The following is a 19,646-nucleotide window of genomic DNA, read 5'->3' as shown; positions in this document are numbered from 1 at the left end:
CCCCCGGTCTACCCCCACGAACGGCACGACACCCGAGGGAGAGACCCCATGTACCAGCAGATGATCTTCGTGAACCTGGCCACCAACGACGTCGCCGCATCGCGGAAGTTCTTCACGGAGCTCGGCTACTCGATCAACCCGCAGTTCAGCACCGACGACTGCTCCTGCGTCGTGATCAGCGATACGATCATCGCCATGCTGCTGAGCAAGCAGCGCTACGCCGACTTCACGAAGAAGGAGATCGCCGACTCGACGAAGACCAGCGAGGTGCTGATCTGCCTGAGCGCGGAGAGCCGCGAGAAGGTCGACGAGCTGGTGGGGAAGGCGGTCGCGGCCGGCGGCACGGCGAACGACGACGTCCAGGACCAGGGCTTCATGTACGGCCGGTCCTTCGAGGACCTCGACGGCCACAGCTGGGAGGTCGTGTGGATGGACCCGGCGGCGGTGCAGGGCTGACACCTAGAGTGGGCGGGTGCATCCGACACCCGCCCAGCCGTCCTCCGCGCAGCCCCGTCCCGCCCAGCCGCACCGGGCCGCCCGCGACCGTGAGATCGAGTCCCTCGCCGAGTTCGACGAGGTCGTCGCCGCGCACGGCACGCTCGCCCAGTACCGGATCCAGGCCGTCGATCTGACGGACCGTACGGACGCCCTGCTGACCACCGACACCACCGGCGCCGTCTTCCTCGGCTGCCCGATGTCCCCCGAGGCCGCCGCCCGGGCCGGCGCGTCCGGCGCGCTGGTGTTCCCGCCGGTCCCGGACCTCCCCTTCGACCCCTACCGCGCCTTCGTCTACACGCCCGACGAGCTGTTCGACTCGCTCGACGCCGGCTACGAGGCGACCTCGGACGCCCGTTCGTACGCCTGGTTCCAGCAGACCAAGGCGGACGGCGACATATTCGGCTCGATGCTGCGCTCGATCCACGACGACGCGGTCTCCGACGCGCTGGACGAACTCCTCGTCGGCGCCCGGGTGGTGGGCGTGATGGGCGGGCACGCGATGGCCCGCGGCACGGCGGAGTACGCCGGTGCCGCCCGGCTCGGCCGGGAACTGGCGCGGGCCGGGTTCACGGTGGCGACCGGCGGCGGGCCGGGCGCGATGGAGGCGGCGAACCTGGGCGCGTACGCGGCGCCCTTCGACGACGGGATGCTCGACGAGGCGCTGGAACTCCTCGCCAAGGCACCGTCGTTCCGGCCGTCGGTCACCGACTGGGCGCGCGCCGCCTTCGAGGTCCGCGAGCGCTGGCCGGACGGTGGCCCGTCGGTCGGCATCCCCACCTGGTTCTACGGCCATGAGCCGCCGAACGCCTTCGCCGCGCACATCGCCAAGTACTTCGCCAACGCCACCCGCGAGGACGGCCTGCTGGCCCGCTCCAACGCCGGAGTGGTGTTCCTGCCGGGCGCCGCCGGGACCGTACAGGAGATCTTCGACAACGCGACGCCCAACTACTACGAGTCACGCGGCGGGCCGACCCCGATGGTGCTCGTGAACGAGGCGCACTGGAGCGAGAAACTGCCGGCCTGGCAGCTGCTGACCTCGCTCGCGGGGGAGCGCGCGATGGCGTCCCGTATCGCCCTGGTTGACCGGATCGAGCAAGCTTCACAGGCGCTGAAACGTCTCAGCGATTAATGAGCAGGTAAAGTCAACGCCCGTGGACCGCATATGCATTGACACTACTTACGGAGCGCTTATAGACCTGTGAGCCTCTTGGGGATTCCGATGCCTCACCCCGTCGTCGCGTCAATTCCCTCTTTACCCCCCGCAGTTATGCACTCAGTAAGGACAAACGTGTCCATATCCCGCCGCAGTGCACGTCGTTCCGTGCGCATCCTGGGTGTTGCCTCCGCGTCGGCCGCGCTGGCCCTGGGCGTCTCCAGCAGCGCCTTCGCGTGCAACATCTCCGAGTTCTCCGCCGAAGCCACCTGCGACGGCTCCAACGGTGTCATCACGGTCACCGACCAGGACGCCTCAGGTACTCCGGCCACCATCACCGTCTTCCTCGAGAGCAACGGTGCCGACGCGAAGCAGGTCGGCGACGCCCAGACCGTCAAGGGCTCCAAGGCAGGCAAGAAGATCACCTTCTCCGAGGACTGGGCGCCCGACGCGACGTACCGCGTCCACGTCAAGGTCGACAGTGGCAAGATCCAGATCGACACGGACATCACGCCCAGCCTGACGACCCCGTCGACGGCGTGCAAGTCCACGGAGAGCTCCAGCCCCTCCCCCTCGGGCTCGACCACCCCGTCGCCGTCGGCGTCCGAGACCACCCCGGCCGAGTCGGACTCCCCGACCCCGTCGGCCACGGACAGCACCACCGCCCCGGCCGGCACGTCGGACAACGCTCCCTCCCCGGCCGTCGGTGAGTCGAACCTCGCCGAGACCGGTGCCAACTCCAACACCGGCCTGATCGCCGGTATCGCCGCCGCGCTCGTGGTGGTCGGCGGTGGAGCCGTCTGGTTCGGCATGCGCCGTCGTGGGGCGCACAGCGGCAACTGACGCGCCTCTCACCCGCACATCGTCGAGGCCCGTCCCCGTATCCCCGGGGGGCGGGCCTCGGCCGTACCCGCGCACGCGGTCAGTCCAGTACGACGGTCTCCGCCGCGTCGAACTCGACACCCACCGCGTCCCCGGCCTCCGGCGCCTCCCGCAGCGCGCAGGCCGCTTCCAGCCGGGGCCCGTCCGCGGGCTGGAGGTGGACGGTGACATGGGTGCCCTGGAAGGTGCGGGCGGCCACCGTGCAGGGCAGCCCCGCGTCGGGGGCGACGAGCCGTACCCCCGCCGGCCGCACCAGCAGCGTCCGCGGGCCCTGCGCCGAGCCCTCGGGCACCGGCAGCTTCCCCCACGGCGTCACCGCGACCGCCTCCTCCACGGTCGCCGGGACCACGTTGCCGAAGCCGAGGAAGCGGGCCACGAACTCGTCCGCGGGCCGCTGCCAGACCTCAAGTGGCGTGCCGGACTGGGCGATCCGCCCGTCCCGCATCACCACCACACGGTCGGCCAGCGCGAACGCCTCGCCCTGGTCGTGCGTCACCGCCAGCACGGTGGTGCCCAACCTCCCGAACAGCTCGCGGAGTTCGACCACGAGCCGCTCCCGCAGCGAGCGGTCGAGCTGCCCCAGCGGTTCGTCGAGCATCAGCAGCCGGGGCCGGGGCGCCAGCGCCCGCGCGAGCGCCACCCGCTGCTGCTCACCGCCGGAGAGCCCGGCGACGGCCCGCCTGGCCGCACCCGGGAGCCCCACCAGCTCCAGCAACTCAGCCACCCGCTCGGCCTGTTGCGCCTTCCCGGCGCCACGCATCCGAAGCCCGAAGGCCACGTTCCCGCCCACGTCCCGCTGCGGGAACAGCTGATGATCCTGGAACATCAGCCCGACCCCCCGCTGGTGCGCCGGCACCCGCGCCTGGTCATGCCCGTCGAGCGACACCCGCCCGGAGTCGAGCCGTTGCAGCCCGGCAACCGCCCGCAGCAGCGTCGACTTGCCGCTCCCGCTCGGCCCGAGCACGCACACCACCTCGTGCTCGGCCACCTCCAGGCCGACGGTGTCGAGCACGGCCCGCCCGCCGAACCGCACCGTCGCCTGCTCCAGTTCGAGAAGCGGCATCAGAACTCCCCCGTCCGGTCGGTCCGCAGCCGCTCGAGGACCAGCAGCGCCACCGCGCACACCACCATCAGAATCGTGGAAAGGGCCATCGCCTGGCCGTAGTTGAGATCACCGGGACGGGACAGCAGCCGGGCCACGGCGACCGGCAGGGTCGGGTTGTCCGGCCGCGCGATGAACACCGTCGCCCCGAACTCCCCCAGCGACACCGCGAACGCGAAGCCCGCCGCGATCAGCAGCGCCCGCCGCACCAACGGCAGATCGACCTCCCGCCACACCCGCCAGGGCGAGGCCCCCAGCACGGCCGCCGCCTCCCGCAGCCGCTCGTCCACGGCCCGCAGCACGGGCAGCATGGTCCGTACGACGAAGGGCACGCCGACCAGCGCCTGGGCAAGCGGGACGAGGATCCAGGACTGGCGCAGGTCCAGCGGTGGCTTGTCGAGCGCGATCAGGAACCCGAAACCGACGGTCACGGCGGACACCCCGAGGGGCAGCATCAGCAGCGCGTCGAACCCCCGTACGAGGCGCCCCGCGTCCCGCCGGGCCAGCGCGGCGGCGGCGAGAGCGCCGATCACCACGGCGACGGCGGTGGCGACGACCGCGTACTGCAGCGAGTTGACGACCGACTCGATCGGCGCGACCAGGAAGGTCCCGCCGTCGGCGGCGCCCAGCGCCCGGTAGTACCCGAACCCGCCGTCCAGCGACCGCCGTACCAGCACGGCCAGCGGCAGCACGAGGAGGACGGCGATGGTGGCGAGGACCCCGCCGAGCAGCGCCCACTGCCCGGCCCCGCGCGGTCGGCGGGCCGTCACCGCCGGGTCCACCAGCCTGAGCGCGCTCTCCCGCCGCCGTACCGTCCACGCGTGCACGGCGAGGATCGCGCCGACCGCGGCGAACTGCACGAGGGTGAGGACGGCGGCCGTGGAGAGGTCGAAGAGCTCGGAGGTCTGCCGGTAGATCTCCACCTCGAGGGTGGAGAACGTCGGCCCGCCGAGGATCTGCACCACGCCGAAGGACGTGAAGGTGAACAGGAAGACCATCAGCGCGGCGGCGGCCACGGCGGGCGCGAGCGCGGGCAGGGTGACCTTCCGCCAGGCGCCCAGGGGGGAGACGCCGAGCATCCGGGCGGCCTCCTCCTGCCGCGGGTCCAGCTGGGCCCACAGCCCGCCCACGGTCCGTACGACGACCGCGTAGTTGAAGAAGACGTGCGCCAGCAGGATGGCCCAGACGGTGGTGTCCAGCCGTACGCCCCACAACTCGTCCAGCAGGCCGCCCCGCCCGACGAGCGCGAGGAACGCGGTGCCCACCACGACCGTCGGCAGCACGAAGGGCACCGTCACCACGGCCCGCAGCACCTGCTTGCCCGGGAAGTCGAGGCGGGCGAAGACGTAGGCGGCGGGCAGCGCGGCCAGCAGGGTGAGCGCGGTGGAGGCGAGCGCCTGCCAGGTGGTGAACCAGAGCACGTGCCGGATGTCGGACTGGCCGACGACGTCGGCGATCCGCCCGAACCGCCACACCCCGTCGACCCTCAGCCCGCGCGTGACGATCGCCGCGACCGGCCAGGCGAAGAAGACGGCGAAGAACGCGACCGGCACGAACATCAGTCCGAGCCGCGCCGCGCTCCCCGAACGGCCCTTGTGCGCGGCTACTTCAGTACGAGTGACGTCCACGTCTTGACCCACTGGTCACGGTTGGCGGCGATCTCGTCGGGCGCCATGGTCTCGGGGTCCTGGGCTGCGGGCCCGTACTTCGTGAACTCGGCAGGCACGCTCGCCCCCTTCACCACCGGGTACACGAACATGTTCAGCGGCATGTCCTCCTGGAACTCCCTGGAGACCAGGAAGTCGATGAGGGCCTTGCCGCCCTTGGTGTTCCCCGCGTTGCTCAGCAGCCCCGCGAACTCGATCTGCCGGAAGCAGGTGCCGGTCGCGACCCCGGTGGGCGCGGTGCTCGGCTTCGGGTCGGCGTAGATGACCTCGGCGGGCGGCGAGGAGGCGTACGACACGACGAGCGGCCGGTCGCCGCCGGCCTTCTTGCCGCCGGCCGAGCCGGAGAACTCCTCGTCGTAGGCCTGCTCCCAGCCGTCGACGACCTTGACGCCGTTGGCCTTGAGCTTCTTCCAGTAGTCCTGCCAGCCGTCGTCGCCGTACTGAGCCGCGCTCCCTAGCAGGAATCCCAGCCCCGGCGAGGAGGTGGACGCGTTCTCGGTGACGAGGAGGTTCTTGTACTGCGGCTTGACGAGATCGGCGTACGAGGTCGGCGGGGTCAGCTTGTGCTTGCTGAAGTACGCCTTGTCGTAGTTGACGCAGATGTCGCCGTAGTCGATGGGCGTGACCCGGTGCCTGTCCGCGTCCAGCTGGTACGCCGTGCCGACCGTGCCGAGCCCCTTCGCCTCGTACGGCTGGAAGAGACCGTTGTCGAGGGCCCTGGAGAGCAGGGTGTTGTCGACGCCGAAGAAGACGTCGCCCTGCGGGTTGTCCTTGGTCAGGATCGCCTTGTTGACGGCCTGCCCGGCGTCACCGTCCTTGAGGACCCTGACCTTGTAGCCGGACTGCTTCTCGAAGTCCTGGAGCACGTTCTTGGAGACGGCCCACGAGTCGTGGCTGACCAGAGTGACGGTCTTGGAATCGGCGTCGGAACCCGACGACGACGAGCACGCGGACAGCGTGACGAGACCGAGCCCGACGGCCGCGGCCAAGAAGGTCCTTGTGTGCACTGGTGTTTTCCTCCTGGGGTTGACCAGGAAGAGACGCGGCCCTGCCCGCGGTGTGCGGGCAGGGCGCAACAGCTTGAGTGATGACCGAACTTCCTACCCAGAATGACCTGGGCGAGGTTCAGAGGGTCTGCGGCCCGGTTGCCGCACTCTCAGCGCTGTGGCGCTCCCCTGTCGGAATATGAAGATGTACCTACGGCCCTCAGATTACCGCTCGGTGGCCGCGAGCTGACCGCAGGCTCCGTCGATCTCCTGCCCGCGGGTGTCCCGGATCGTCACCGGCACACCGTGCGCCTCGATCGCCTCGACGAACGCCTTCTCGTCCTCCGGCCGCGACGCGGTCCACTTCGAACCCGGAGTCGGGTTCAGGGGGATGAGGTTGACGTGCACGGGCTTGCCCTTGAGCAGGCGGCCCAGCCGGTCCCCCCGCCACGCCTGGTCGTTGATGTCGCGGATGAGGGCGTACTCGATGCTGAGCCGACGCCCGCTCTTCTCGACGTACTCGAACCCGGCGTCGAGGACCTCGCGCACCTTCCACCGCGTGTTCACGGGGACGAGCGTGTCGCGCAGTTCGTCGTCGGGGGCGTGCAGCGAGATCGCCAGCCGGCACTTGAATCCCTCGTCGGCGAACCGGTGGATGGCCGGGACCAGTCCGACGGTCGAGACGGTGATCCCGCGCTGCGAGAGGCCGAGCCCGTCCGGGGCGGGGTCGGTGAGAGCCCGGATCGCTCCGACCACCCGCTTGTAGTTGGCGAGCGGCTCGCCCATCCCCATGAAGACGATGTTGGAGAGCCGCGCGGGACCGCCAGGCACGTCCCCGTCCCGCAGCGCCCGCATCCCGTCCACGATCTGGTGGACGATCTCGGCGGTCGACAGATTCCGGTCCAGACCCGCCTGCCCGGTCGCGCAGAACGGGCAGTTCATCCCGCACCCCGCCTGCGAGCTGATGCACATGGTCACCCGGTCCGGGTAGCGCATCAGCACCGACTCGACGAGCGTGCCGTCGAACAGCCGCCACAGCGTCTTGCGCGTCGTCCCCTCGTCGGTCGACAGATGCCGTACGACGGTCATCAGCTCGGGGAACAGCGCCTCCCGCAGCTTGTCCCGCGACCCGGCCGGGATGTCGGTCCACTGCTCGGGGTCGTGCGCGTACCGCGCGAAGTAGTGCTGCGAGAGCTGCTTGGCACGGAACGGCTTCTCCCCGACCTCGGCCACCGCGTCCTTGCGCTCGGCGGGCGAGAGATCGGCGAGATGCCGCGGCGGCTTCTTGGCTCCGCGCGGCGCGACGAAAGTGAGTTCTCCGGGATTAGGCATGGCTGTACCAGTGTCGCAGATCAACTGAGGTGGCCTGCGACCGAAGGTTCGGCGGGGACTTGGAAGGGCTCAGCCCCTGGCCGTCGTGATGATGGCGAAGAGGGCGCCGGAGGGGTCGCGGAACATGGCGAAGCGGCCGATGCCCGGGGCCTCGGTGACCGGGATGAGGGTGGTGGCTCCGGACTCGGTGGCCCTGGCGAAGGTGGCGTCGCAGTCGGTCACCTCGAAGTAGGGGTGCCATTCCGGGGTCGAGCCGGCGTCGAGGTTGGCCTGGGGCAACTGCATCAGTCCGCCGTGGGCCGCCGCCGGGCCGGCGCCGGCCGGGGTGAGGATCGTGTAGGTCAGTCCCGGGCCCATCGGCACGTCCCGCGTCTGCCAGGAGAAGACCGACTCGTAGAACGTCTTCGCCGCGGCCGCGTCGGTGGTGTAGAGCTCCGTCCTGGACAGGCTGCCGGGGACCGCGACAAGGTCCAGGCCCTGGGTCTCGCCCGGCTGCCAGACCGCGAAGTCCGCGCCGGTGGGGTCGATGAAGGCGGCCGCCCGCCCGAAGGCGAAGACGTCCGCCGGGGCGATCCGGACGCTGCCGCCCGCCTGCTCCACGGCCTGGGCGGTGGCGTCGGCGTCCGGGGTGTGGAAGTACACCCGCCAGGACGGGGTCGCGCCCTCCGCGGTGAGCGGCCCGATCCCGGCGACCGTCCCGCCGTCCTGCTCGAAGAAGCCGTAGCCGCCCGCCTCCGGGCCGGCGGACCGGTGCTCCCAGCCGAAGACGGCCGAGTAGAAGACGGCGCTCGCCTCGGTGTCCGTGGTCCCCAGGTCGAGCCAGTTCGGGGCGCCGGGGACGTAGGTGGTCGTCAGCATGGTGGGGGTCTCCTCGGTCCTTGCCGGTCACCAGGTCACGGGCAGCGTACGCGGTCCGCGGATCAGGCCCTGGCGCTGGAACCCGACCTCCCCGGGAGGTACGGCCAGCCGGATGCCGGGGAAGCGGGAGAGGACCGAGCCGATCATGATCTCGGCCTCCATGCGGGCCATGATCGCGGCCATGCAGTGGTGGGGCCCGTGGCCGAAGGCCAGGTGGGGACCGCCCGCGCGGTCGAAGTCGAGGACGTCGGGGTCGGTGAAGACGGCGGGGTCGCGGTTGGCGGCGACGTAGGCGTTGTAGACCACGTCACCGGCCCGGATCAGCCGGCCGCCGACCTCGACGTCCTCGACGGCGACCCGCGGGATGCCGACGCCGTTGCGGTGCGGGACGTAGCGGAACAGCTCGTCCACCGCCTTGGGGAGCAGGTCCGGCTCGCGGCGCAGCCGGTCCAGGTGCCTGGGGTGGGTGAGCAGCGCGTACATCATCGAACCGCTGTTGTTGCGGACCGCGTGGCCGCCGCTGACCTGGACGGCGGTGGCCAGGGAGATCGCCTCGTCGTCGGTGATCTCGCCGTCCGCGGTGGCCTGGGCCAGCACTCCGGCGAGGTCCTCGCGGGGCTCCTCGCGGCGGCTCTGCAGCAGCTCGGCGATCCGGGCCCGGGTGGTCCGGGCGGCCTTGCGGGCGCGGTCCTCGGCGTCGGGTCCGGCGGAGAGCAGCGCCTCGCCGGTCGCCGCCCAACGGTGCCAGTCCTTCTCGTCGACGCCGAGGAAGTCACGGATCACGGCGATCGGGAAGGGGCCGTGCAGGTGCTCCATGAGGTCGGCCGGCGGGCCCGCGGCCTCCATCGCGTCGAGGAGTTCGCCGGCCCTGCGCTCCGCCATCGGCCGCAGCCGCTGCATGGCCCGCCCGGTGAAGGCACGGGCGACGACCCGGCGCAGCCGGTTGTGTCCGGGCGGGTCGATGTACTGCAGGCCGGCGGTCTGGGAGGCCACGGGCGCCGGGCGCATGCTGGTGATGTCGCGGCCCACGACCAGTTCCCGGGAGAAGCGCGGGTCGGAGGTGACGAGGCGGACGTCCTCGTACCGGGTGACCAGCCAGGCCTCCCCCTCGCCGTACGCGAGTCGGATCCGGGTGACCGGCTCCCCGCGCATCACCTCGTCCAGGAAGGGGTCCGGGTCGAGCGCGGGCAGATCGTCGACCGGCCAGAACCGCACCGGCGGAGGAGGTGGCGAGGGGGATGCGGCCGGAGCCGGGTCGAGGGGCACGGGCACACTCCCTGCACGTCGGAGGAGACAGCGTCCTCACAGGAAGTCTGCCTCCGGCCGGAATGACCCTGCGATTTCTGCTGCGTCATCCGGGGCCGGCATGCCACCGAGCCCCCGCCCGGCGAAGGACGGGGGCTCGGCTACGACAGCTGTACGCCGGTCACTCTGCAGACCGGTCGGCGTCCGGCCCGGTCAGCCGCTTCCCACGAACAACACCATCAGCAACCACACCACCGGAGCCGTCGGCAGCAGGGAGTCCAGCCGGTCCATGATGCCGCCGTGGCCCGGGAGGAGGGTGCCCATGTCCTTGATGCCCAGGTCCCGCTTGATCATGGACTCGCCGAGGTCGCCGAGCGTGGCGCTGGCCGCGACCGCGAGGCCCAGCAGCAGGCCCTGCCACCAGGTGCCGTCGTCGATCAGGAACTCCATGCACAGCGCGCCCGCGACCATCGCGAACAGCACCGCGCCGACCAGGCCCTCACGGGTCTTGCCGGGGCTGATGCGCGGGGCGAGCTTGTGGGTGCCGAAGCGCCAGCCGACCGCGTAGGCGCCGGTGTCGCTGACCACCGTGAGGAGCAGGAAGGTCAGCACCCGGAAGGGGCCGTCCTCGGCGGTCAGCATCATCGCGACGAACGTCGCCAGGAACGGGACGTAGAACGCCGCGAAGAGACCCGCCGTGACGTCCTTGAGGTAGCCCTCCGGCGGTTCCGTCATCCGCCAGACGAGGACCGCGAGCCCGGTGAGCGCCAGGGCGACCCAGGCGCCCTCGGCCCCCCGCGCGTACCCGGCGACCACCATCGCCGCGCCGCCCAGCGCCAGCGGGACCAGGGGTGCCTTGATGCCCTTGCGCTCCTGGAGCCGGCTGGTCAGTTCCCACAGGCCCACCACGACGGCGACCGCCACGACACCGACGAAGACGGCCTTGACGACGAACAGGGACGCCACGATCACGACGCCCAGTCCGACGCCGACCCCTATGGCCGCGCCCAGGTCGCGCCCCGCGCTCTTCTTCTGCGGCGCGGGGGCCGGCTGTGGGGCGTCGGGCATGGGCTCCGGATTCTGCGGCGTCGCGTGAGGCAGGGGCTGCGCCGACGGTGTGTCGTTGCGGAACGTCTCGTCTCGGAACAAGGGGCCGCCCAGCCGAGCGGCCCCCCTGTCACCGTCCTGGTCCGAGCCGTACGCGGGTACGTCGTCGGGCACGAGGGGCATGGGGCGAGTCTGCTGCGCGTTCTGCGCATCGTACGCGGGACCCGCCGGGGCGGCTCCCCGGACATGCCCCTGGTCGTAGCCCTGGGCGCGACCGAGGTCGTACCCCTGGCCGGGACCCTGGGCAGGGGCTGCGCCGGTGCCGTACCCCTGGCCGGAGCCGTGGGCGGGGCCGGTGCCGTACCCCTGGCCGGAGCCGGGGTCGTATCCCTGGCCGGAGCCGTGGTCGTACCCCTGGCCGGTGCCCTGATCGGCCGGTTCCCAGTACCCGGCCGGCGGTCCGGCCTGCCCGGGCTGCGGCCCGGCGTGCGGCGGGGCTCCCCAGGATGAGTCGTTCATCAGACTTCGAGAAGCTCCGCTTCCTTGTGCTTGAGGAGCTCGTCCACCTGTGCGACGTACTTCGCGGTGGTGTCGTCGAGCTCCTTCTCGGCGCGGCGGCCCTCGTCCTCGCCGACCTCGCCGTCCTTGATCAGCTTGTCGATGGCGTCCTTGGCCTTGCGGCGGACGGAGCGGATGGAGACCTTGGAGTCCTCCGCCTTGCCCTTGGCGACCTTGATGTAGTCGCGGCGGCGCTCCTCGGTGAGCTCCGGGAACACCACCCGGATGATGTTGCCGTCGTTGCTCGGGTTGACGCCCAGGTCCGAGTCGCGGATCGCCTGCTCGATGTTGCGCAGGGCCGTCTTGTCGAACGGGGTCACGACCGCCATGCGCGGCTCCGGCACGGAGAACGAGGCCAGCTGGTTGATCGGAGTCGGCGCGCCGTAGTAGTCGGCCACGATCTTGTTGAACATCGCCGGGTGCGCACGGCCGGTGCGGATCGCGGCGAAGTCCTCCTTGGCGACCACGACGGCCTTCTCCATCTTCTCCTCGGCTTCGAGGAGGGTCTCTTCGATCACCACTTGCTCCTGCGTGTCTTGAGTAAGGCCCGGCTGCGGTTCCGTTGCGGGGCGGCGGCCGGCTGCGTCGCGTCTTCTTTCCCTGACGGTTCCCGACCGGCAGGACATTGTCCATCCCCCGGTCAGGGTCCGTCAGGCGGTGCCGGTCAGTCCCGGCTGCCCTGGTCACCCACCAGCGTGCCGATCTTCTCACCCTTGACGGCGCGCGCGATATTGCCCTCCGCCAGCAGCTCGAACACCAGGATCGGCAGCTTGTTGTCGCGGCAGAGCGTGATCGCGGTGGCGTCGGCGACCTTGAGCTCGCGGGTGATGACCTCGCCGTAGCCGAGGGAGTCGAACTTGACGGCGTCGGGGTTGGTCTTGGGGTCGGAGTCGTAGACCCCGTCCACGCCGTTCTTGCCCATGAGCAGCGCCTCGGCGTCGATCTCCAGGGCGCGCTGGGCGGCGGTGGTGTCGGTGGAGAAGTACGGCATGCCCATACCGGCGCCGAAGATGACCACGCGGCCCTTCTCCAGGTGGCGCACGGCGCGCAGCGGGATGTACGGCTCGGCGACCTGTCCCATGGTGATCGCGGTCTGCACCCGGCTGTCGATGCCCTCCTTCTCCAGGAAGTCCTGGAGGGCGAGGCAGTTCATGACCGTGCCGAGCATGCCCATGTAGTCCGAGCGGGCCCGGTCCATGCCCCGCTGCTGGAGCTCGGCGCCGCGGAAGAAGTTGCCGCCGCCGATGACGACGGCGACCTCTGCGCCGTCGCGGACGACGGCCGCGATCTCACGGGCGATCTTGTGCACCACGTCGGGGTCCACGCCCAGGCCGCCGCCACCGGAGAAGGCCTCTCCGGACAGCTTCAGCAGAAACCGGCCGCGTACTTTGCCGTCGTCGCTCTTCTGGGCCTTGGTGGTCATGGAGATCCCGCCTCTTTCACGTGGTGCACATACAAAGAAGGCCATTGCCGGTGGGGTCGCTTTTCGCTGCCCATGCGCGGCAATGGCCTCCTCGTCAGATCTGCCGTCGTCCGTCACGTCCCTGGGTGTGGCGGGTGTACGGACGACTGCTGTCGACCGACCCTATCGGGATTTCCCCGCGGGTCGCGCGTCGATCGCGGTACGGACTCAGATGCCGACCTTGATGCGCGTGAAGCGCTTCAGGGTGACACCGGCCTCGTCCAGGACCTTCTGGACCGACTTCTTGTTGTCGAGCGCGTACGGCTGGCCGAGCAGCGTGGCGTCCTTGAAGAAGCCGTTGAGGCGACCCTCGACGATCTTCGGCAGGGCGGCCTCGGGCTTGCCCTCGGCGCGGGTGGTCTCCTCGGCGATGCGACGCTCGGACTCGACGACGTCGGCCGGCACGTCCTCCTTGGCGAGGTACTTCGGCGCGAAGGCGGCGATGTGCTGGGCGACGCCCTTGGCGATCTCGGCGTTCGGCTTGTCGAGCTCGATGAGGACACCGATCTGCGGGGGCAGGTCGGGCATCGTGCGGTGCATGTAGGCGGTCACGTAGCCGTCGGCGTACTGCGCGAAGCGGTCCAGGACGATCTTCTCGCCGAGGTTGGCGTTGGCCTCGTCGACGTACGCCTGGACGGTCTTGCCGGGCTCGATCTCGGAGGCGAGCAGGGCCTCCAGGTCCGCCGGGGCGGTCTTGGCGACGTGCTCGGCGATGGTGTTGGCGACGGCCTGGAACCGGTCACCCTTGGCGACGAAGTCGGTCTCGCACTTCAGCTCGACGAGGACGCCGGAGGAGTTGTCGTCGGCGATGATCGAGACCACGGCGCCGTTCTCGGCGGAGCGGCCCTCACGCTTGGCGACGCCCTTCTGGCCCTTGATGCGGAGCGCCTCGACAGCCTTGTCGACGTCGCCCTCGGCCTCGTCCAGGGCCTTCTTGCAGTCCATCATGCCGGCGCCGGTGAGCTCACGGAGCTTCTTGACGTCAGCGGCGGTGTAGTTCGCCATGAGTCGTTAAGTCTTTCTCGAAGTCGGGAGATCTGCCCGATCCACGATCTACACGTAGATGTAGAGCGCGAATCTATGGGTGAACGGCGGGGGCGTACGGGATGTCGCCGCCCCCGCCGTCAACGCTGACGGGTCAGGCCTGCTCGGCGTCCGCGGCCGGAGCCTCGGCGGCCGGAGCCTCGACAGCGGCCTCGGCGGCGGCCTCGGCGGCGGCCGGAGCCTCGGCCTGCTCGGCGTCGGCGACCTTCTCGGTCTCGGCGGAGGTCTGGACCTCGGCGTCGTCCGCCTTCTTCTCGCCCTCGAGCAGGTCGCGCTCCCACTCGGCGAGCGGCTCGCCGGCGGCCTTCTCGCCCTTGTCACCGGTGGCGACGCGCGAGCGGCTGATGAGGCCCTCGGCGACGGCGTCGGCGATCACGCGGGTGAGCAGGGTGACGGAGCGGATCGCGTCGTCGTTGCCCGGGATCTTGTAGTCGACCTCGTCGGGGTCGCAGTTGGTGTCGAGGATCGCGACGACCGGGATGTTGAGCTTCCGGGCCTCACCGACCGCGATGTGCTCCTTCTTGGTGTCCACGATCCAGACGGCGCTGGGCACCTTCTGCATCTCGCGGATACCGCCGAGGGTCTTCTCCAGCTTGGCCTTCTCGCGCGAGAGCACGAGAAGCTCCTTCTTGGTCAGACCGGACGCGGCGACGTCCTCGAAGTCGATCTGCTCGAGCTCCTTGAGGCGCTGCAGACGCTTGTAGACGGTCGAGAAGTTGGTGAGCATGCCGCCCAGCCAGCGCTGGTTGACGTAGGGCATGCCGACGCGGGTGGCCTGCTCGGCGATGGCCTCCTGCGCCTGCTTCTTCGTGCCGACGAACATGACCGTGCCGCCGTGGGCGACGGTCTCCTTGACGAACTCGTAGGCGCGGTCGATGTACGACAGCGACTGGAGCAGGTCGATGATGTAGATGCCGTTGCGCTCGGTGAAGATGAAGCGCTTCATCTTCGGGTTCCAGCGACGGGTCTGGTGACCGAAGTGGACGCCGCTCTCCAGCAGCTCCCGCATCGTGACGACGGCCATGGCCGTATCTCCTTGAATTTCTCGGTTGTGCCGCGGGGGCCGGACGGCTCCCGCGCCTGACGCCCGTGTGCGCTGTGCCGCGAGGACCGAGAAGCGCTGACACCTGCTGGTGACGGCCAGATGTCGGGGCGTGCGAAGTCGACCCGGTGACCCGGATCGCCAAGGGAAGTGTACGGGACCGACGAGGCGCCGGGTGACGCCGCTGTCCACAACTCGGGAGTAATCCACAGGTACCGGCCAAGATCGGCGCTGGTGCGGGAGCGTTCGGCCATGTTGGTCATGCGACGCGCGATGCGATGGATGTGGGCGGCGACGGCGTTGCCACTGGCCCTGGGAGCGGCCGCGGCCCGGGCCTGGGTCGGGGCGGACGGCCCGCCACCCCCTGCCGGGCCGCCCGTGCCGGCGGTCGCCCGCGCCTGGCCGGTGGGGGTAAGGCCACCGGTCCTGCGCGGCTGGGAGCCACCGGCGACGGTGTACGGCCCCGGGCACCGGGGGGTCGATCTGGGCACGGTGCCCGGTGCACCGGTGCGGGCGGTGGCGGCGGGCCGGGTCTCCTATGCGGGGCGGGTGGCGGGGCGGGGCGTGGTGTCGGTGGCGGTGACGGGCACGGACCTGCGCACGACCTACGAGCCGGTGACGGCCACGGTGGAGAAGGGGCAGGAGGTGACGGCGGGGGAGGTGGTGGGCACGGTGGAGCCGGGGGGCGCGCACTGTGGCGCTCGCGCGTGTGTGCACTGGGGGCTGCTCAGGGGGGACGCGTATCTGGACCCGTTGCTGCTGTTGCCGCCGTGGCTGCGGGATCGGGGGCCGTCGAGGTTGTTGCCGGTGCTGGGGGTGCCGATGCCGGAGGGGTGAGCCGGGGGTTCGCCGCCGGAGGGGGGCGGGGGCCGGTCGCGCGACTGCGGGTGCGTGTGGGCTGGTCGCGCAGTTCCTCCCCCAGCCTTCGGCCGGGGGTGCCCCCAGCGCCCCTTACGGGGCGCTGTCCCGGCCGTTTCATTCAGCCACGGGCAGTCGTGCCTCCCCCAGTGCCTCAAGGGCCTGGGAGGTGCCCCCAGGCGGCGCGGGTGGGCGCTGGGGTCCCCCCCGACCGAAGGCCGGGGGGAGGCACCCTGCAAGCGCCGGTGAGCGTCCCCGCCCCCGGCCTCAGCGCACGTCAGCCCCGCACGCCCCGCAGCGCCATGGCAACGGCCGCGTCGGTGATCACCACCGGATCCTCCGCCGCCCCCAGCTCGATCCGCCGTACCGCGGCGTCCACCACCCCCTGCACCAGCATCGCCGCGAGCCGAGGCTGCTCATGCCCCAGCTCCCCGAGCGCCTCCACGATCATCGCGACGAGTCCGCCGTGCGCGGCCCGGATCTTCTCCCGCGCCCCCGCGTCCAGCTCGCTCGCCGAGATCGCGACCACCGCCCGGTGCCGCCGGTCCCCGACCAGGGCGAGCTGCTGCCGCACATAGGCCTCGACCTTGCCCTCGGCGGAAGCCGCCCGCTCCATCGCCGCCGCGACCTCCGCCGCCCACACGGGGAAGTCGGCCGCGCACAGCTCCTCGACCACGGCGGCCCGGGAACGGAAGTACTCGTAGACGGACGACCGGGCCAGCCCCGTGCGCTCGGCGAGCGCGGGGAAGGTCAGCGCCTCCGTCCCGCCCTCGGACAGGAGGGACCGCGCCGCGTCCAGCAGGGCGGCTCGCTGCATCGACCGGTGCTCGGCCACGGAGGCCGCTCGAATCCTTGGCACGTCAACCACTTTACGGACGCGCCGGGCCGGAGGGGAGACAGCACGACCGAGAGACGGCCCGCCGGCGGCGGCCGACGGCCGAAAACTCTGCTCAGCGGCCGAAACTCGCCAGCTTCGCACGCAGTTGCAGCACCGATTTGGTGTGGATCTGACTCACCCGGCTCTCGGTGACCCCGAGCACGTTCCCGATCTCGGCGAGTGTCAGCCCCTCGTAGTAGTAGAGGGTCACGACGGTCTTCTCCCGCTCCGGCAGCGTGTTGATCGCCCGCGCCAGGAACCGCCGCAGCTCCCGGTCCTCGGCCACCTCCACGGGGTTGTCCGCCGCGGTGTCCTCCAGCGTGTCCATGACGCTCAGGCCGTCGCCGCTCTCGCCCCCGACGTGCAGCAGTTCCTCCAGCGCCACCACGTTGGCCAGCGACAGCTGACTGAAGACGGCGTGCAGCTCGTCCACCTCGATGCCCAGCTCGGCGGCCACCTCGCTCTCCGAGGGCGTGCGCCGCAGCCGCGCCTCCAGGGTGGCGTAGGCCCGCTCCACGTTCCGTGCCTTCTGCCGGACCGAGCGCGGGATCCAGTCCAGCGCCCGGAGCTCGTCGATCATCGCGCCCCGGATCCGGGTGATCGCGTACGTCTCGAACTTGATCTCCCGGTCGACGTCGAACTTCTCGATCGCGTCGATGAGCCCGAACACCCCGGAGGAGACGAAGTCGGCCTGCTCCACGTTGGGCGGCAGGCCCACGCTCACCCGCCCGGCCACGTACTTGACCAGCGGCGAGTAGTGCAGGATCAGCTGTTCCCGCAGCCGGTCGTCCCCCGTCGCCTTGTACGACCGCCACAGCTCGTCGAGCGTCGAGGGAGCGGGCGGCCGCACGCTGCCACCGTCGCGGGCGGCTGGGGGGAGCGCCGCCCGGTCGGACCCGGAGGTGTGCTGGGGCATTCGTCGCCTTGTGCCGTTCTGCCGTGAAGTGCCAGGAAGTGCTGTGTTGTGCCGAGGAGTGGGGTGAGCGGGGGTGAATGGCGATGGGTGGGCGAGGTGTCGGTCTCGTGTCGGTTGGCGCGGTCTGCGCCAGGCCTTTCGTGAGCGTAGCGTGACTGGGGAGTCGCGGTGCGCGAACAGCGAGGCTCCACCCCTGCGCGAACCCCCTGTACGGCGCGCCCCACCACGCTCGGCGCGTCGCTCTGCGTGATCGGCCGGAAGCGTCAACTCCGGGAATTCCCAAGGGCGTCGGGGGTTCCCCCGGACGGCCGAACACGCTCGGTCAGCACCGGGTCCGACCGGTACGGACCGAGATCATCGCCTGGCGTGTCAACTTCCAGCCGTCGCCATGTCGTTCGACGTAACCAAGTGCTCGGAGTTCGTACAGTCTCGCGACGGCCTCGTCCTCGGACGTCTGCGCGCCGCGTGCCACCTCTTCGGGTGAGGCGGGCCGGTTGCCGGGCAGCGCGTCCAGGACCTGCCGGGCGGCGGGTTCCAGCAGGTCGCGCGGGAGTACCGGACCGCGTCTGGCCGGGGCCAGCTCGCCCATGCCGCCGACCAGCTCGACGACCTCCGCGGCGTCGGTGACCAGCACGGCCTCGCCGCGGAGCAGCTCGTGCACCCCGGCCGAGAGGCCGCTGGTGGCCGGGCCGGGCACGCCCATGGTGAACCGGCCGAGCCGCTGCGCGGCCCGCGCGGTGACCAGCGAGCCGCTGCGATGGGCGGCCTCCACGACGACCGTGCCCCCGGTGAGCGCCGCGATGACCCGGTTGCGGAGCACGAACCTGCTCTGCGTCGGGTGCTCGCCGGGCGGCAGCTCCCCCACCACCAGTCCCTGCTCGGCGATCCTGTTGATCAGCTCGGAGTGGCCCCGCGGGTAGGGGCGGTCGACCCCGCAGGCCAGCACGGCGACGGTGGCCCCGCCTGCGCCGAGGGCACCGCGGTGGGCGGCGCCGTCGACCCCGTAGGCGCCGCCCGACACCACCACCCAGCCGCGCTCGGCGAGCCCGGCGGCGAGGACGGCCGCCATGTGGGCGCCGTACTCGGTGCAGGCCCGGGCCCCGACCACGGCGACGGCCCGGAGCGCCCACATCCGCAGACTGGGCCGGCCGCGCACCCACAGGCCGAGGGGGCGGGCGTCGCCGAGGTCGTCGAGCTGGCTGGGCCACTCGGTGTCGCCGGGAGACACGAACCGCGCGCCCGCCTCCCGCGCGACGGAGAGGTCGGCCCGGGGATCGGCCTGCGCCGCGCGGGCCAGCAAGCCCGCCCACCGCTTGGCGCCGACGCCGGGCAGGGGCTGCCCGCCCTTGCGCAGCCGGGCCGCCACCTCGTGCGCGCCCCGCTCCCGCACCCACCGCCCGGCGGCCTCGTCACCGGGCTCGACGACCCGGGCCAGGAAGACCCGGGCGAGCAATTCGGTGTCGGTCATGGGGCGATCCCTTCCAGGACCGCGCCGCGCCGGACGCCGGTGCGCAGCTCCAGGGCCAGGTTGACGTCGTTGACCGAGGGCCGGTCGCGGCCCGCCAGGTCGGCGAGGGTCCAGGCGACCCGGAGCACCCGGTCCAGGCCGCGGGCGGAAAGCAGGCCCCGGTCGAGGTCCAGCTCGGCCTTGAGCAGTGCGCCCGGCTGGACGTGCCAGCGGGTGCGGAGTTCGTGGCCGGGGACCTCGCTGTTGGTGCGCCAGGGCAGTCCTTCGTAGCGGCGGGCGGCCCGCTCCCGTGCCGCGCGCACCCGGTCGGCCACGGCGGCGGAGGGCTCGGCGCCGGTGTGCAGCCGCAGCAGTTCCTCCCGGGCGACCGGTTCCACGGCGACCCTGAGGTCCACGCGGTCCATCAGGGGGCCCGAGAGCCGGGCCCGGTACCGCTTGATCGAGGAGGGCCGGCACTCGCAGACGTCGCCGGGGGTGCCGTGGCGGCCGCAGGGGCAGGGGTTGGCGGCCAGGACCATGAGGAACTTCGCGGGCATCCGCAGTATCCCGGCGGCCCGGGCGATGACGACGTGGCCCGACTCCAGGGGCTGGCGCAGGGCGTCCAGGACGCTGGCGTGGAACTCGGCGGCCTCGTCCAGGGACGAGACGTGT

18 protein-coding genes, 1 pseudogene and 1 riboswitch are annotated in these 19,646 nt (G+C 71.4%); of the genes and pseudogenes, 4 read left to right on the top strand and 15 right to left on the bottom strand.

What is annotated here, in order from left to right; translation table 11 throughout:
* Positions 1 to 48: 48 nt before the first annotated feature.
* The 3 genes from ACFY6U_RS23100 (at position 49) to ACFY6U_RS23090 (ending at position 2,494) form a co-directional block, all read left to right on the top strand.
* Positions 49 to 456 (top strand): VOC family protein, encoded by a 408-nt coding sequence (locus ACFY6U_RS23100; protein WP_294011994.1) that lies wholly within the window; start codon positions 49 to 51, stop codon positions 454 to 456.
* 16 nt (positions 457 to 472) lie between these two features.
* Positions 473 to 1,627, top strand: coding sequence for an LOG family protein (locus tag ACFY6U_RS23095; RefSeq protein WP_390040953.1), 1,155 nt, complete (start codon positions 473 to 475; stop codon positions 1,625 to 1,627).
* A 159-nt stretch (positions 1,628 to 1,786) separates the two neighbouring features.
* The gene (locus ACFY6U_RS23090) at positions 1,787 to 2,494 is read left to right on the top strand and encodes an LAETG motif-containing sortase-dependent surface protein (protein WP_390040951.1); all 708 of its coding nucleotides are present in this window, start codon (positions 1,787 to 1,789) and stop codon (positions 2,492 to 2,494) included.
* A 79-nt stretch (positions 2,495 to 2,573) separates the two neighbouring features.
* On the opposite strand, the gene ACFY6U_RS23085 is transcribed toward ACFY6U_RS23090, so the two are convergent.
* From ACFY6U_RS23085 to rpsB, 11 genes are all read right to left on the bottom strand, one after another.
* The gene (locus ACFY6U_RS23085; RefSeq protein WP_390040949.1) at positions 2,574 to 3,596 is read right to left on the bottom strand and encodes an ABC transporter ATP-binding protein; all 1,023 of its coding nucleotides are present in this window, start codon (positions 3,594 to 3,596) and stop codon (positions 2,574 to 2,576) included.
* The gene (locus ACFY6U_RS23080; RefSeq protein ID WP_390041126.1) at positions 3,596 to 5,194 is read right to left on the bottom strand and encodes an ABC transporter permease; all 1,599 of its coding nucleotides are present in this window, start codon (positions 5,192 to 5,194) and stop codon (positions 3,596 to 3,598) included. Before ACFY6U_RS23080 ends, ACFY6U_RS23085 begins: the two co-directional genes overlap by 1 nt.
* Positions 5,195 to 5,238: 44 nt before the next feature.
* Positions 5,239 to 6,309, bottom strand: a complete 1,071-nt coding sequence (locus tag ACFY6U_RS23075) for a thiamine ABC transporter substrate binding subunit (RefSeq protein ID WP_390040947.1) — start codon at positions 6,307 to 6,309, stop codon at positions 5,239 to 5,241.
* Between the two features lie 72 nt (positions 6,310 to 6,381).
* Positions 6,382 to 6,489: riboswitch (TPP riboswitch) on the bottom strand.
* Positions 6,490 to 6,513: 24 nt separating this feature from the next.
* Positions 6,514 to 7,620, bottom strand: coding sequence for a 23S rRNA (adenine(2503)-C(2))-methyltransferase RlmN (gene rlmN, locus ACFY6U_RS23070; protein WP_390040945.1), 1,107 nt, complete (start codon positions 7,618 to 7,620; stop codon positions 6,514 to 6,516).
* 69 nt (positions 7,621 to 7,689) lie between these two features.
* On the bottom strand, positions 7,690 to 8,478 hold the full coding sequence (locus ACFY6U_RS23065; protein WP_390040943.1) for a VOC family protein: 789 nt from the start codon (positions 8,476 to 8,478) through the stop codon (positions 7,690 to 7,692).
* 27 nt (positions 8,479 to 8,505) lie between these two features.
* Positions 8,506 to 9,744: a cytochrome P450 gene (locus ACFY6U_RS23060; protein WP_390040941.1), complete on the bottom strand. Its 1,239-nt coding sequence runs from the start codon at positions 9,742 to 9,744 to the stop codon at positions 8,506 to 8,508.
* A gap of 192 nt (positions 9,745 to 9,936) precedes the next feature.
* On the bottom strand, positions 9,937 to 11,289 hold the full coding sequence (locus ACFY6U_RS23055) for a phosphatidate cytidylyltransferase (protein ID WP_390040939.1): 1,353 nt from the start codon (positions 11,287 to 11,289) through the stop codon (positions 9,937 to 9,939).
* The gene (gene frr, locus ACFY6U_RS23050) at positions 11,289 to 11,846 is read right to left on the bottom strand and encodes a ribosome recycling factor (protein ID WP_089098486.1); all 558 of its coding nucleotides are present in this window, start codon (positions 11,844 to 11,846) and stop codon (positions 11,289 to 11,291) included. Before frr ends, ACFY6U_RS23055 begins: the two co-directional genes overlap by 1 nt.
* 146 nt (positions 11,847 to 11,992) lie before the next feature.
* Positions 11,993 to 12,751 (bottom strand): UMP kinase, encoded by a 759-nt coding sequence (gene pyrH, locus ACFY6U_RS23045; RefSeq protein ID WP_093498830.1) that lies wholly within the window; start codon positions 12,749 to 12,751, stop codon positions 11,993 to 11,995.
* A 207-nt stretch (positions 12,752 to 12,958) separates the two neighbouring features.
* Positions 12,959 to 13,795 carry a translation elongation factor Ts gene (gene tsf, locus ACFY6U_RS23040; RefSeq protein ID WP_351485067.1) on the bottom strand — a complete coding sequence of 279 codons (837 nt, stop codon included), beginning with the start codon at positions 13,793 to 13,795 and terminating at the stop codon, positions 12,959 to 12,961.
* A 133-nt stretch (positions 13,796 to 13,928) separates the two neighbouring features.
* Entirely contained in the window at positions 13,929 to 14,858 is a 930-nt protein-coding gene (gene rpsB / locus ACFY6U_RS23035) for a 30S ribosomal protein S2 (protein ID WP_390040936.1), read from the bottom strand.
* Positions 14,859 to 15,128: 270 nt separating this feature from the next.
* On the opposite strand from rpsB, the gene ACFY6U_RS23030 reads away from it, so the two are divergent.
* Entirely contained in the window at positions 15,129 to 15,713 is a 585-nt protein-coding gene (locus tag ACFY6U_RS23030; protein ID WP_390040934.1) for a peptidoglycan DD-metalloendopeptidase family protein, read from the top strand.
* A 298-nt stretch (positions 15,714 to 16,011) separates the two neighbouring features.
* Here ACFY6U_RS23030 and ACFY6U_RS23025 read toward each other — a convergent pair whose 3' ends face one another.
* The 4 genes and pseudogenes from ACFY6U_RS23025 to ACFY6U_RS23010 all read right to left on the bottom strand — a co-directional run.
* The gene (locus tag ACFY6U_RS23025; protein WP_390041124.1) at positions 16,012 to 16,569 is read right to left on the bottom strand and encodes a TetR/AcrR family transcriptional regulator; all 558 of its coding nucleotides are present in this window, start codon (positions 16,567 to 16,569) and stop codon (positions 16,012 to 16,014) included.
* Positions 16,570 to 16,684: 115 nt separating this feature from the next.
* Complete coding sequence (gene whiG / locus ACFY6U_RS23020; protein ID WP_390040932.1) at positions 16,685 to 17,527, bottom strand: RNA polymerase sigma factor WhiG; 843 nt, start codon at positions 17,525 to 17,527, stop codon at positions 16,685 to 16,687.
* Between the two features lie 322 nt (positions 17,528 to 17,849).
* Positions 17,850 to 18,995, bottom strand: coding sequence for a DNA-processing protein DprA (gene dprA, locus ACFY6U_RS23015; RefSeq protein WP_390040930.1), 1,146 nt, complete (start codon positions 18,993 to 18,995; stop codon positions 17,850 to 17,852).
* Positions 18,992 to 19,633: pseudogene (locus ACFY6U_RS23010) on the bottom strand (ATP-binding protein); the annotation flags it as partial. The pseudogene ACFY6U_RS23010 and the gene dprA, both read right to left, overlap by 4 nt.
* Positions 19,634 to 19,646 lie beyond the last annotated feature (13 nt).

Origin of the sequence: Streptomyces sp. NPDC013157, assembly GCF_042899865.1 — a bacterium.
In the GTDB taxonomy this organism is placed as follows: Bacteria; Actinomycetota; Actinomycetes; order Streptomycetales; family Streptomycetaceae; genus Streptomyces.
Note: the sequence above shows the minus strand (reverse complement) of the source record. Positions and strands in the feature narration are given on the sequence as shown.